We start from the raw sequence: 13,305 nt of genomic DNA, 5'->3' as shown, positions 1-13,305 counted from the left end.
CTTTTCGCGCTTAGGAGACCCCGCCGGGCGCCATGTGCAGTACGGAGGCGGTCCGCCACGGTCAGACGGGCCGCAGGCCGGGCGCTCCCGCCTCGCTGACGAAGGAGGCGGTGGTGGTCACCGGGGCGCCCGGGGTCGTCACGGCCGCGACGGTGCGGAAGTCGGCGCGGGCGTTCTGCCGTCCCAGTTCGACGCGGAGGTATCCGCGGCGTCCGTCGTAGTGCTTGAGGTGCGGGTTGGCCCGCATGTAGGTGTCCCAGTTGGCCGGCCGTTCCACGCCGTCCCGGCCGCTGGCCACCGAGGTGCAGGTGAGTTCGGTGCCCAGGGTGGCGGAGTCGGGGTCGTCGAAGTCGTCCTTGATGTCGAAGGCATAGCCGACGTGCACGTCCCCGGTCAGCACCAGCCAGTTGGCGAGGCCGGCGGCCTTCGCGCCCGCGACGACCCGGTCGCGGCTCGCGCGGTAACCGTCCCAGGCGTCCATGGACAGCCTGGCCTCGGCGTTGAGGTCCAGCCTGCGCTGCGAGAAGCAGACCTGCTGGGGCATCACGTTCCACAGCGCCGTCGACGCCGCCCACCCGTCGGTCAGCCAGCGCTCCTGCGCGTCGCCCGTCAGGGTGCGCGCGGGGTCGTCGGTCTCGGGGCCGGGGACGTGCGGCGCGTCGCCGTAGGCCTGGTCGGAGCGGTACTGGCGGGTGTCGAGGACGTCGAACTGGGCCAGTGAGCCCCAGTGGAGCCGGCGGTACAACCGCGCGTCGGGGCCCTGGGGGAGCTGGGCGGCCCGCAGCGGCTGGTTCTCCCAGTACGCGCGGTAAGCGGCGGCGCGGCGCACCAGGAACTGCTCGGGCGCGCTGCCGTTCTCGTCCCGGTCGGCCGCGTAGTTGTTCTCGGTCTCGTGGTCGTCCCAGGTGACGACGAACGGGTGCGCCGCGTGGGCGGCCCGCAGGTCGGGGTCGCTCTTGTACAGGGCGTACCGCATCCGGTAGTCGGCCAGCGAGGACGTCTCGCGGTTGAACACCGGCGGCAGCACCACATCGGTGTAACGGCGGGCGCCGCCCGCGGAGTTGACCGCGTACTCGTAGAGGTAGTCGCCGAGGTGGAACACCAGGTCCACGTCCTCCTCCGCGACGTGCCGGTGCGCCGTGTAGTAGCCGTCGTGGTACGCCTGGCACGCCACGGCGGCCAGCCGCAGGCTCGTCACGGCGCTGCCGGCCGGGGGAGCGGTGCGGGTGCGGCCCGCCGGGCTGATCCACGCGCCGGTGCGGAAGCGGTAGTGGTACGGGGTGCCGGGCACCAGGCCCCGCACGTCGACCCGCACGCTGTGGCCGTACTCCGGGTAGGCGAGCGCGGTGCCCCGCTGCACGACCACGGCGAAGGACGCGTCGAGGGCGACCTCCCAGGACACCGACACCCGCTGCTGCCCCAGCCCCCCGTCGGCCTCGAAGGGGGCCGGGGCGAGCCGGGTCCAGATGAGCACGGAGTCGGGGAGCGGGTCCCCGGAGGCGACACCGAGCGTGAACGGGTCGGTGGTGATGCGGGCCGCGTCGAGTTCCGTGGCCGCGAACGCGCCCCGGGAGGGGAGGTTGGTGGTGAACGCCAGGGCGGCGGCCGCCGCGGTGACGGTCAGGAAGCGACGCCGGGCCAGGCGCGGGGCGGCGGTGCGCAGTTCGGTGTCGTGCGGGGAGGCGGCGTGCTCGAGGCGGCGGCCGGTCGGCGCCATCTGGGGTCCTCTCGTGCGGGGGCGGATCGGTCGACGACGAACGGCCCGACGAGCGACAGGGCCCCCGGCGGTCGCCCCGCGCGGGCCGGCGGCGAGCCCGGACCGGCCGGCGCGGTCCGCCGCCCGTGCCCGGTGTGTGGCGACAGCGATCACGGGAGGCGGCGCCTGAATGCTAAGCAGACAAAATGCGTAAAGGGTGCGCGGCGTGCGGGGAGTTCACACACAAGGCGGTACGCGCCCCCGCCCGGCACGACGAACAGCGCCGCCCGCGGGTGCGGACGGCGCCGGAGGAGCGGGGCGGGGAGGGCCTACCCGGCGGGCCGGGCACCGGAACCGGTGCCCACGCGCTCCGCGACCGGCAGGTGGTACACGTGGAAGGCCCGGCCGATGACCGGCTGGGCGACATTGCGCACCTTGACGCCCCCCGTCGTCATCCCGTGCTCGGTGCCCGCGTGCGCGTGCCCGTGCACGGCCAGGTCGGCCCCGGCCGTGTCGATCGCCTCGGCCAGCAGATAGCTCCCCAGGAACGGGTAGATCTCCAGCGGCTCCCCGGCCAGCGTCTGGGGAACGGGGGAGTAGTGGGTGAGCGCGACCCGCGCGTCGCAGTCCTCCGCCGCCAGGCGTTCGAGCGCGGTCCGCAGCCCGTCGGCGCACTCGCGCGAGTGCCGGACGAACTCCTTCATCACCGGTTCGCCGAACTCCCCGGCGCTGCGCCCCGGGAAGCCGCCGCCGAACCCCTTGGTCCCGGCGATCCCGACGCGTGCGCCGCCGGTGTCCACCACGGTGCCCTCGCCCTCCAGGACCCGGGCACCGGCGTCCCGCAGGAGGTCCGACACCTCGTCGGGGCGGTCGTCGTGGTGGTCGTGGTTGCCGAGCACCGCCACCACCGGGACACCGAGCCCCCGGATCTCGTCGGCCACCACGCGGGCCTCCTCGGGGGTCCCGTGCCGGGTGAGGTCCCCGGCCAGCAGCAGCACGTCGGCGCACTCGGGCAGCGTCTCGAAGGCCGGCCGCAGCAGCCCCCGGCTGTCCGGCCCCAGGTGGATGTCACCGACGGCGGCGATCCGGATCATGACAGCTCCTCCGCACGGTCGGGCGACGACGCCTCGGCGACCACCAGGTCGCAGTGCACCTCCAGGCCGGCCAGCTCCTCGTGGACCGTGCGCAGCACGTCCTCCCGGCACGGCGCGGACGGGACGGTCCCGGTCACCAGCACCGTCCCGCCGCGCACCTCGACGTGCACCCCGAGCTGACCCGCCGCACCGGCGGCGAGCCGCTCCTGGAGGTGGGCGACCCGGTACTCCGGGCTCTGCGCCGGGGGCACACCGCTCGCGGACGCGGCGCCTTGGCTGCTCATGGGGTGCTCCTTTCCGCGGGGCCCGGACGCCCGCGCGTCCGGACCGAGTCGTCACGGCGCGGCGCGGTCCCTCACCCTTCGGGGCGCGGGATCACGTTCAGCCGCTCCAGCAGGTAGAAGAAGGCGGCCGGCATGGGCTCGTCACCGCAGTCGCGGCGCACCCGGTCCCAGTCGACCTTCTCCCGCAGCGTGCGCGCGATGGGCAGCACCGCGCCGAAGTCGCAGTGGTGCTCGGAGAAGGCGGCCGTCAGGCTCCACAGCAGATCGGTCGGCGCCAGGACCGGCATCCGCACCGACTCCACCGGAAGCTCCTCGGCCCGCTCCAGCATCTCCGCCGAGACGGGCCGGTGCGCCAGCTCGAAGATGATGTCCACGTCCTGGCCGAAGCACCGCGCCTTCAGCAGCCAGTCCTCCGGCGGGGCGTAGACCGTCAGTCCGGCCTCCCGCAGCGTGGCCGCCACCCGTTCGGCCTCCTCGGGCCGGACGCAGAAGTCGACGTCGTGCTGGAGGTTGCCGTTGCCGCCGTGGGCGTACACGGCGACGCTCCCGGCCAGGGCGAACGGGTGTCCCGCCCGCTTGAGGACCGCACCGACCTGCTTGGCGGCCTCCAGGATCGCCTGGTTGCGGTCGCGCGGCAGGTCCGCCTCCGGGCCGTCGGACGGCGTCACGCCCACCGGGGGCGGCCCGGGCACGTCCGTGGCCAGGCGGAGATCGGGGATGCCCGTCCGGCCCGCGAACGGGCTCTCGTCGCCGTTCTCCGTCATCGCCGTTCCACTCCTCTCGTCCCGGATCGTCCTGAACCCCGAACCGCGGGAGCGCCCTGTCACGCCGCGGCCGGCCCGCTCCGCCCGTGCTGGGTACCCGGCGCGCCCGCCACGACACGGACCGGCACGGCGTCCTTCCGGCCCCGTCCGAAGGACGACGCCGGAGAACGGACGCAGGACCGCTCCCGGGAACGGCCGCGCGGGAAGGGGCCATCCGGAGTGCCCACCCGGTGGGCGCCCGCCGGTGCGCCGGGCCTCCGCAGCGAGTGCCCCGCCCGGCGGGCTCCCGGCAGCGCCCCGTGCGTCCGCCCGGGTGCCCCGCCCGGCGGGCCCCCGGCAGCGTCCCCCGGTGGCGGACCACCTCCGGCCCGGTGACGCTGGGCGCGTCCGAAGGCCGGGAGTCCGGCCCCGCACCCCGCAGGAGCCCCCATGCACCGGTTGCCGTCCGCCGCCCTCACCGCCGTCACCCTCACCCTGCTCTGCACCCCCGCCGCCGTGGCCGCCCCCGCCGACGTCAGCGCGCGGGAGTGCATCGCGGGCGGCGGCATGATCGTCGTCTCGGCCCAGGGACCCGGCGGGCAGACCTTCACCATGCGCTGCTCCGGTGGCGTCCACGACGGGGAGACGGTGGTCTGACGGCCGCCGCCGGACATCCCCGGGGCCCACGGAGCGCGCGCGGGCCGAACCGGGCCGAATATGGGGTCCGAGGCTGGGAAACCGACTCAGGCCCGAGTGACAGGCGCTCTGGAGGTCGACATGGACCAGGACACATCCGCATCGCGCGGTCTTCCGCAGCCACTGCGGGCCGTCGTCTCGGGCCTGCGGCACCTGCCCGGTGCCGGACAGGCCGGCAAGGTGGCCGGCGGCGCGCTCGACGCGATCGGCGCGGTGTCGCCGCGCGGTCGCCGCGTCGCCGTCTACACGGGGGCCGGCGTGCTCGGCGTGGCCGGGATCGTGGAATGGCCGGTGGCCGTCACCGGCGCCGCCGTCGCCTGGCTCACCCGGCCCCGCCCCGCTCACCCCGACGGCGCCCCGGCCCCTCACCCGCCGGCGGACGCGGAGACCACCGACAACGCGGAGAGCACGGAAACGGGACCCGCGACCGACCCCTCCGCCGGCCCGGACGCGGACGGCCCCGGCGACCGCCTGGAGTCCGCCCGCCACCGCCCCGCACCGCCGGAACACACGGCGCACGAACAACCCGCGAAGGTGGGCGACACCGCGACGGCGTCCGCGCTCAAGCAGGTCGCGGAGGCCACCGCGCACCACGAGCCGCACCCCACCCGGCAGCGGGCCGACGACACCGCCGGCGGCAACGGCCGGCACGACGCCTGAGGGAACGGACGGGGATCACCGCAGATGCTCACACGAATCGACGTCGCCCCCCTCGCCGGGGCCGTGGCCGGTGCCGCGGCGGGCGCGGCACGCACCACCGCCCAGGGCGCGACGTCCGTCCACACCACCACCCGCCGCATCGGCCACGTCGCCCGCAACGCCCTGGCCGGCGGACGGCACTGGCGCGCGGGCCACCGCCTCCACCTGGCCCTGCACACGGTCGGGGCCGACGTCGTCCCCCTCGCCCGCAAGGTCGCCGCCGAACTCCTCGCCCACCCGGACGTCCTGACCGCCCACTGGGACGAGGGCCTGTCCCGGCTGGTCGTGACCGCCGTGGAGGAGGCGGCCGCCGACCGCGTGGCCGAACGGGCCACCGCCCTCGCACAACGCTTCGGCCCGGGCGAGGGCACCGGCCCCGAACCGGAGGACACCGCCCCCCACCCCGGCGACCCCCGTGACGTCCGGGTCGCCGCCGCCGCGCTGCTGCTGAACGCGGCCGGCGCCGCCGGGGCCCTCGCCGGCCGGTCCCTGCGCCTGCCCCGCACGCCGAGGACGGTCACCGCCACGGTGACGCTGCTGCGCGAGAACCCCCGGTTCCGGGCGGTGCTGCGCCGCCGGTTCGGCTCCGGCGGCACGGAACTCCTCCTCGCCGCCGCCAACGCGGCCGCGCACGGCGCCGGGCAGTCGCCGGTGTCGCTCGTCCTCGACGGACTGCTGCGCGCCGGACAGCTCACCGAGGCGACGGCCAGGGCCGCCGCCTTCGAGGCCCTGCACGACGACTACTGCCGGGAGGACCGGCCCGGCCTGCCCGCCCGCGCCGGCGTCCGCCCGCCGCTCAGGGTCACCCCCGCCCAGGAGTACGCGGCCCACGCCGGGACCGGCAGCGTCGCCGGAGCCGCCGCCGCCCTGCTCGTCACCCACGACACCCGGGAGGCCGCCGAGGCCGTCCTCGCCGGGTCCCCGAAGGCCGCCCGCTACGGCCCCGGCGCCTTCAGCGCCACCCTCGGCACCTTCCTCGCCCGGGACGGCATCCTGGTGCGCAACCCCGAACGGCTGCGACAGCTGGAGATCGCCGACTCCCTCGTCCTGCACGCCGACGTCCTGCGCGGACGGCCGGACGCCGCCGGCTCCCTCGACGGCGGCCACGAGCGACACGAGACCACCGAGGACCCGGTCGACCCGTTCGCCGAGGCCGTCCTGGACGCTGCCCGGCGCGCCGGACTGCACGTCGTCGTCACGGGCGGCCCCGGCCTGAAGGAGATCACCCGCCTGGCCGACGAGGCCGCCCCCGACGACATGCCGTTCGGGGACGTCGTGCGGGCCCTCCAGAACGACGGGCGCACCGTCGTCGCCGTCGCCCGGCTGTCCGCGCACGGCGACGACGACGTGGCCGACGGGCTGCCGGCCGCGGACGTGGCCCTCGCCCTCACCGACGCCGGAGCGTCCGTCGCCTGGGGCGCCGACGCGCTCGTCCCCGGGCTGACCGGGGTGGTGCGGCTGCTCATCGCGATCCCCGCCGCCCGCCGGGTCGGCCGGCGCTCGCAGGCCCTCGCCCGGGCCGGAGCCGCCCTGTCCGGGCTGATGGTGGCCCGCGGCGGCACCCCCGCCGGCCGCGCCTGGCGGCTGCTCACCCGGCACGCCCCCGTCAACATCGCCGCCGTGAACGCCCTGTGCGCCGGGGTGCTCGAAGCCGTCCGGGTGGCCCGCGCCACCCCGCCCGAGCCCCGGCTCCACATCCCCTGGCACGCGCTCGAACCCCACGAGGCCCGCGACCGGCTGCGCCGCGACGACACCGCGACCGAACCCCGTGGTGCCGCCCTGCTCGCCGACCGCACCCGCCGGCAGGCGGTCCGGCTCGCCCGGCACCCCGTGGCCACCCCCGCCCGCTGGACCTGGCAGGCGGCCGGCGCCGTCCGCCGGGAACTCGACGACCCGCTCACCCCCGTCCTCGCCACCGGCGCGGTCGCCTCCGCCCTGCTGGGCTCCCTTGTCGACGCGCTGCTCGTGGTCGGCGCCATGGACCTCAACGCCGTGGCCGGCGGCCTCCAGCGGATGCGCGCCGAACAGGCGCTGGCCCGGCTCGCGTCCCGGCAGCAGCCCAAGGCCCGCCGCCGTGACGCCCGCCGGCGCACGGTCACCGTCGACGCCGCCCGGCTGCGCCCCGGCGACCGCATCGACCTCGTCGCGGGCGACGTGGTGCCCGCCGACGCGCGCCTGCTCGAGGAGGAGGGACTGGAGGTCGACGAGTCGTCGCTCACCGGCGAGTCGCTGCCCGTCACCAAGAACGTCGCGCCGACCCCCGGCGCCCCCGTGGCCCGGCGGACCTGCATGGTCTTCGAGGGCACCACCGTGGTGGCCGGACGCGCCACCGCCCTCGTCGTCGACACCGGCGACCGCACCGAGGCCGGCCGCGCCGTCGCCCTGGCCGCGCGCACCCCGCCGCCCGCCGGCGTGCAGGCACGGCTGCAGGAACTCACCCGCAAGGCCCTGCCGGTCACCCTCACCGGCGGCGCGCTGGTGACGGCGCTGTCCCTGCTGCGCGGCAGCCCGGTGCGGCGCGCCGTCAGCGGCGGCGTCGCGGTCGCCGTCGCCGCCGTCCCGGAAGGGCTGCCGCTCGTCGCCACGGTCGCGCAGATGGCCGCCGCCCGGCGGCTGTCCCGGCGCGGCGTCCTGGTCCGCACCCCGCGCACCCTGGAGGCGCTGGGCCGCGTCGACACCGTCTGCTTCGACAAGACCGGCACCCTCACCGAGAACCGGCTCAGGCTGGTCCGTGCGGCCACCGCCGACGGCACGGTCCACGCGCCGGACGCCGAGGACGCCCTCCCGGTCGTCCGGCTGGCCGCCCGCGCCTGCCCGCAGGAGCAGACGGGGGAGGGGCGCCGCATCGCGCACGCCACCGACGAGGCAGTCCTCGACGCCGCCCCTTCCGACCCGGACTGGACCCCCACCGGGGAGCTGCCCTTCGAGGCCAGTCGCGGCTACGCGGCGGCCGTCGGCCGGAACGGCGACGCGGCCGGCACCGGGCAGGTCCTCGTCGTCAAGGGCGCCCCGGAGACCGTCCTCCCCGCCTGCCGGGACCTGCCCGACGCCGCCACCGAGACGGCCCACGCCCTCGCCGGGCAGGGACTGCGGGTGCTCGCCGTCGCCCGGCGGCCCTGCCGCGGCGACGACCCCGCCGCCGAACTCGACGCCGGCCTGGCCGACCTGGAGTTCGCCGGGCTCGTCGCCCTGGCGGACGTCCCGCGCGACACCTCCGAGGCGCTGCTCGCGGAGCTGCGCCGACTCGGCATCGCCCCCGTGATGCTGACCGGCGACCACCCCGAGACGGCGCGCGCCATCGCACTGCAGCTGGGCTGGCCGGAGCACACCGGCGTCGTCACCGGGGACGAACTGGTCGCCATGGGGCGGCGCGACCGGGTCCGGGCCCTCCAAGGCGCCGCGGTCGTCGCCCGGGTCGCCCCCGAGCAGAAGCTGCACGTCGTCGAGGCCCTGCAACAGGCCGGCCGGGTCGTGGCGATGGCCGGCGACGGCGCCAACGACGCGGCCGCCATCCGCGCAGCGGACGTGGGCGTCGGCATCGAGGCCCGCGGCTCCGCGGCCGCCCGGAACGCCGCCGACCTCGTCGTCACCAACGGCGATCTGTCCCCGCTGGTCGACGCGGTCGCCGAGGGACGCGCGCTGTGGCGCAGCGTCGCGGACGCGGTGAGCATCCTCATCGGCGGCAACGCCGGCGAGGTCGGGTTCAGCGTGCTCGGCACCCTCCTCGCCGGAGCCTCGCCGCTGTCGACCCGTCAGCTGCTGCTGGTCAACCTGCTCACCGACATGTTCCCCGCCATGGCCGTCGCCGTGACCCCGAGCGACGACCCGTCCACGGCCGCGCACGCCGAGAGCGGCCCGATGGGCCTGGACGTGCTCGGCGCGCCCCTGCTGCGCGCCATCCGGCGTCGGGGCGTGACCACCTGCCTGGGCGCGGTCACCGCGTACATCATCGGCCGCCTCACCCCGGGCACCGAGCGCCGGGCGACCACCATGGCGCTGTGCGGGGTCGTCGGCGCCCAGCTCGTGCAGACCCTCTCCGGCCGCCGCCACAGCCGCCTGGTGTGGTTCACCGCGCTGGGGTCCGCCGCGGTGCTGGCCGCGCTGGTCATGACGCCCGGCGTCAGCCACTTCTTCGGCTGCACCCCGCTGGGCCCGGTGGCCTGGGCGGGCGTGGCCCTCGCCATCGCACTGTCGGCCCTCGCCCCGCGCCTCGAGCGGCTGCGCCCGGTGCGCAGCCTCTACGAGAGCGCGTCCCGCGGTGCCCCTCGGCTCGGCGAGTTCCTCCAGCAGCTCCGTCACCTGCTGCACAGCGGCGTCGCGCGGCCCGTGGCGGCCTGACGGGCGGTGCCGATGCCCGGACCGCCGAACGTCCGGGCTGATGCCGTACGGGTTCGGGCGCCGCGGCGGTGTCGCGTGCCTGGTGGTGGGTTCGACGGGCGTTGCCCGGGCCGGTGTGTCGGCTGTTCGCGTCCCGTCGGGGGCGTTGTGGCGTGGGCCGGGTGCTGTGCCGGTGGGGATGTCGGTGGCTGCGGCGGTGGCGCGCGGCCCCCTGGTGACCCGACCCCTGGTGCTCGCCGGGCTGCCCGCCCGGCCGCATTCCGCGCGGGCGCGATATGCGGTGACCGGCGGGGGAGCGGGCCGGGGCCCTTCGGCCCATGCGTCCGGCGGCCCGGTGGCCCACCCTGGAAGGGTGACACCGTGCCGCCGGATGCGTCCGCCGCCCCTCCGGCGGACGGCGGCCCGGCGCGGTGCGGTGTGCGGGACCGCGCGAGGAGGTGACGACCCATGGCGAGGACGCAGGGTGCGTGCCCCCGCAGGGTGTGGTTCTGGCGTTGGCGGCGGAACCCGCTGCGGCGCCGCAGCGACGTGGTCGAGGCGTGGCTGCTGCTCGCCACGCTGGTGTGCGGGCTCGTTCTCGCGTGCGCCGGGGCCCTGGCCGCCGCCGGAGCGGTGGACGCCTCGCTCGCCGAGCGCCGGGCGCACAGCCACGCGGTCGGCGCCGTGCTGACGGAGGACGCGGCCCGTGCGCTGCCCGCGCCGGCGCCGGAGGAGGGCGACACCCGGGTGTGGACGAAGGTGCGCTGGACCGCTCCCGACGGCACCGCGCGCACCGGCATGGCGAGGGCCGACGCCGACGCGAAGGCCGGGACCGAGGTCACGGTGTGGACCGACCGGGAAGGCCGGCTCGTCTCCGAGCCGCCCGGCGGCGCCGAGGCCCGCTTCCAGACCGTGATGGCCGGTGCCACGGTCGGGGTCACCGCCGGGGGACTGGCCCTGATCGCCGGATGGGTGCTGCGGACCCGGCTGCTGCGGCGACGGACGGCGGAGTGGGAGTCCGCCTGGCGGCTGGTCGAGCCGGCCTGGCGCAAGCGGATGCTGGGCTGACGCGGGCGGATGCCGGGCTGACGCACGCGGCCGGAACCGTGCCGGGACCGAGCCGTACGTTCGGGACACCCCGGGTGCCCGGTGCTCCTCGGTGCTTGATGCCCGTTCTCGGCACCCGCGGTGCCTGCCTGCTCCGACGGTCGCCGGCTGCCCGTTCGCGGCGCCTGGTGCGCCTGCTCCGACAGTCGCCGCGGGACGGGCGGACGGGGTCCCCGGGTCATCCCAGGTGACGGTCGCGATGCCCTGACCTGCGCAGTTGCAAAATTTAGCAATTGCATACATGCTGTAAGTCGTAGTCCCGTGGGGCCTCGGTGCCCCGCCCGGCCCGCTCGCCGCCGCACGCGGCCCCGGCCGGTCACGGGAACCGCAAGCCACCGGGAGAACGGGGAATCGTGTCCGTACCCATGGCGCGGGCCGGAGTCCTGACCCGGATCACCGCACTGCTGCCCGGCCGCGGCGACCTGGAGCAGATGCGGCGCCGTCCGCGCCGTGACCTGCTCGCCGGCCTGACCGTCGCCGTCGTCGCGCTGCCGCTCGCCCTCGGCTTCGGCGTGTCCTCCGGACTCGGCGCCGAGGCGGGGCTGGCCACCGCCGTCGTCGCCGGGGCCCTCGCCGCCGTGTTCGGCGGCTCCAACCTCCAGGTCTCCGGCCCCACCGGGGCCATGACGGTGGTCCTGGTGCCCATCGTCGCCGACCACGGGCCCTCCGGGGTCCTGACCGTCGGCCTGATGGCGGGGCTGATGCTGGTCGCCCTCGCGCTGCTGCGGGCCGGCGGCAGCATGCGCTACGTGCCCGCCCCCGTGGTCGAGGGCTTCACCCTCGGCATCGCCTGCGTGATCGGTCTCCAGCAGATCCCCAACGCCCTCGGCGTCGACCAGCCGGACGGCGAACGCGTGCTGGGGGTGGCCCTGAGCGCCGCCCGGGACTTCGCCGCTCACCCGGACTGGACCGCGCCCGCCCTGGCCGTCGCCGTGGCGGCGGTCATGCTGCTCGGCGCCCGCTGGAAGCCGACCGTGCCCTTCTCCATCCTCGCGGTGATCGGGGCCACCCTGCTGTCCGAGGCCGCCGGGCTCGGCGTACGGCCCATCGGCGACCTGCCCTCCGGGCTGCCCGCCCCCTCCTTCGGCTTCGTCGACACCGCCGCCCTCGGCAGCCTCGTCGCCCCCGCCGTGGCCGTGGCCGCGCTCGCCGCCCTGGAGTCACTGCTGTCCGCGTCCGTCGCCGACGGCATGACCGTCGGCCAGCGCCACGACCCGGACCGCGAACTGTTCGGGCAGGGCATCGCCAACATCGCCTCCCCGCTGTTCGGCGGCGTCCCCGCGACCGGCGCGATCGCCCGCACCGCCGTCAACGTCCGCACCGGCGCCACCTCCCGGCTGGCGTCCCTGGCGCACGCCGCCGTCCTCGCCGTGATCGTCTTCGCGGCCGCCCCGCTGGTGTCCCGCATCCCGCTCGCCGCCCTGGCGGGCGTGCTGCTGGCCACCGCCGTCCGCATGGTCGAGGTCGGCTCGCTGCGCGCGATGGCCCGGGCCACCCGCTCCGACGCCCTGATCCTGGTCCTGACCGCGGTGGCGACCCTGGTGCTCGACCTCGTCCTCGCGGTCATCATCGGGCTGGCCGTCGCCGGCGTCCTGGCCCTCAGCGCGGTCGCCCGCCAGGCACGGCTCGCCCCGCTGCCCCTCGACCGGCAGGGCGACCACACCGACGCGGAGCACGAACTGCTCTCCGAGCACATCGTGGCCTACCGCGTCGACGGCCCCCTGTTCTTCGCCGCCGCCCACCGCTTCCTGCTGGAACTGACCGAACTGGCCGACGTGCGGGTGGTCATCCTGCGCATGTCCCACGTCAGCGTCGTCGACGCCACCGGCGCCCTGGTGCTGAAGGACGTGATGGAGAAACTGGCACGCCGCGGCATCGTCGTCATGGTCTCCGGCATCCGCCCCGAGCACCGCCGGGTCCTCGACTCCGTCGGCGTCCTGGACCTGCTCCGGCACGAGGACGGGGAGTACGCCACCACCCCCGAGGCCATCCGCGCGGCCCGCGACCGCCTCCACCTGACCGGTGTCCTCCCGTCGGCCCGCGCCGCGGACGACCCCGCCCCCGCCCCCGGGCCGCCCGGCCCGGCCGCGTCCACCTCCGCCGCGCCGTCCGCGGCCGTCCGGGAGACATCATGACGACGACCCTGCCGCCGGCCGCACTCGCGCACCGGCACGTACTGACCCTTCCGACCCGGCCGGCCGCCGTCCGCGTCGCCCGCGAGACCGCCGAGGCGGCCCTGGCGGAATGGGGCATCGCCCGGAGCCACCCGGCGGTCGACCCCGCCCTGCTCATCCTCGGCGAGCTGGTCACCAACAGCGTCCGGCACGCCGCCCCCGTCTCCCCGCAGATCACGGTCGTCTACGCGGCGGGCCCGGACTGCCTCGTCCTCGCCGTGCACGACCGCCACCCCCACCGGCCGAGCCTGCTCGCCCCCGCGCCCGGCGACCGGAGCACCGGCGGCCTCGCCACGGTCACCGAGCTCACCCACGGCCTCGGCGGCACCGCCGTGGTCCGGGGCGACCCCGACGGCCGGGGCAAGAGCATCTGGATCACCCTCCCGCTGTGAGGGGCGGGTGGCCGGGCCGCGTGACGGCGCGCACGCGGGCCATTGCTAATGTCGGGAACCGTCGGGGCCGGGAGCCGGCGGACGGATGGGGCGAGGGGCTCGG

At 76.8% G+C, this 13,305-nt stretch carries 10 protein-coding genes; 6 read left to right on the top strand and 4 right to left on the bottom strand.

All coding sequences use genetic code 11. The annotated features are described in order from the left end of the window. Positions 1-61 precede the first annotated feature (61 nt). The 4 genes from AB0F01_RS21355 to AB0F01_RS21340 all read right to left on the bottom strand — a co-directional run bounded on the left by AB0F01_RS21355 (position 62) and on the right by AB0F01_RS21340 (position 3,838). Entirely contained in the window at positions 62-1,717 is a 1,656-nt protein-coding gene (locus tag AB0F01_RS21355) for an alkaline phosphatase D family protein (protein ID WP_362097932.1), read from the bottom strand. Positions 1,718-2,025: 308 nt separating this feature from the next. Then, the gene (locus tag AB0F01_RS21350; protein WP_362097929.1) at positions 2,026-2,790 is read right to left on the bottom strand and encodes a metallophosphoesterase; all 765 of its coding nucleotides are present in this window, start codon (positions 2,788-2,790) and stop codon (positions 2,026-2,028) included. Next, complete coding sequence (locus tag AB0F01_RS21345; protein ID WP_362097926.1) at positions 2,787-3,074, bottom strand: BON domain-containing protein; 288 nt, start codon at positions 3,072-3,074, stop codon at positions 2,787-2,789. The genes AB0F01_RS21350 and AB0F01_RS21345 overlap by 4 nt, the downstream gene beginning before the upstream one ends. A gap of 71 nt (positions 3,075-3,145) precedes the next feature. Continuing rightward, positions 3,146-3,838, bottom strand: coding sequence for a nucleotidyltransferase family protein (locus AB0F01_RS21340; protein ID WP_362097924.1), 693 nt, complete (start codon positions 3,836-3,838; stop codon positions 3,146-3,148). Between the two features lie 429 nt (positions 3,839-4,267). On the opposite strand from AB0F01_RS21340, the gene AB0F01_RS21335 reads away from it, so the two are divergent. The 6 genes from AB0F01_RS21335 to AB0F01_RS21310 all read left to right on the top strand — a co-directional run bounded on the left by AB0F01_RS21335 (position 4,268) and on the right by AB0F01_RS21310 (position 13,202). After that, positions 4,268-4,474: a hypothetical protein gene (locus AB0F01_RS21335; RefSeq protein ID WP_362097921.1), complete on the top strand. Its 207-nt coding sequence runs from the start codon at positions 4,268-4,270 to the stop codon at positions 4,472-4,474. A gap of 120 nt (positions 4,475-4,594) precedes the next feature. Continuing rightward, the gene (locus AB0F01_RS21330; RefSeq protein WP_362097918.1) at positions 4,595-5,173 is read left to right on the top strand and encodes a hypothetical protein; all 579 of its coding nucleotides are present in this window, start codon (positions 4,595-4,597) and stop codon (positions 5,171-5,173) included. Between the two features lie 24 nt (positions 5,174-5,197). After that, a complete protein-coding gene (locus AB0F01_RS21325; RefSeq protein WP_362097915.1) occupies positions 5,198-9,550 on the top strand; it encodes a cation-translocating P-type ATPase in 4,353 nt (1,450 codons plus the stop codon). A gap of 447 nt (positions 9,551-9,997) precedes the next feature. Beyond that, positions 9,998-10,597: a hypothetical protein gene (locus AB0F01_RS21320; protein WP_362097912.1), complete on the top strand. Its 600-nt coding sequence runs from the start codon at positions 9,998-10,000 to the stop codon at positions 10,595-10,597. A 404-nt stretch (positions 10,598-11,001) separates the two neighbouring features. Then, positions 11,002-12,771, top strand: coding sequence for a SulP family inorganic anion transporter (locus AB0F01_RS21315; protein ID WP_362098203.1), 1,770 nt, complete (start codon positions 11,002-11,004; stop codon positions 12,769-12,771). Then, positions 12,768-13,202: an ATP-binding protein gene (locus AB0F01_RS21310; protein ID WP_362097909.1), complete on the top strand. Its 435-nt coding sequence runs from the start codon at positions 12,768-12,770 to the stop codon at positions 13,200-13,202. The genes AB0F01_RS21315 and AB0F01_RS21310 overlap by 4 nt, the downstream gene beginning before the upstream one ends. Positions 13,203-13,305 lie beyond the last annotated feature (103 nt).

The sequence above is a fragment of the Streptomyces sp. NPDC029526 genome, from assembly GCF_040637405.1.
Lineage (GTDB): Bacteria > Actinomycetota > Actinomycetes > Streptomycetales > Streptomycetaceae > Streptomyces.
Note: the sequence above shows the minus strand (reverse complement) of the source record. Positions and strands in the feature narration are given on the sequence as shown.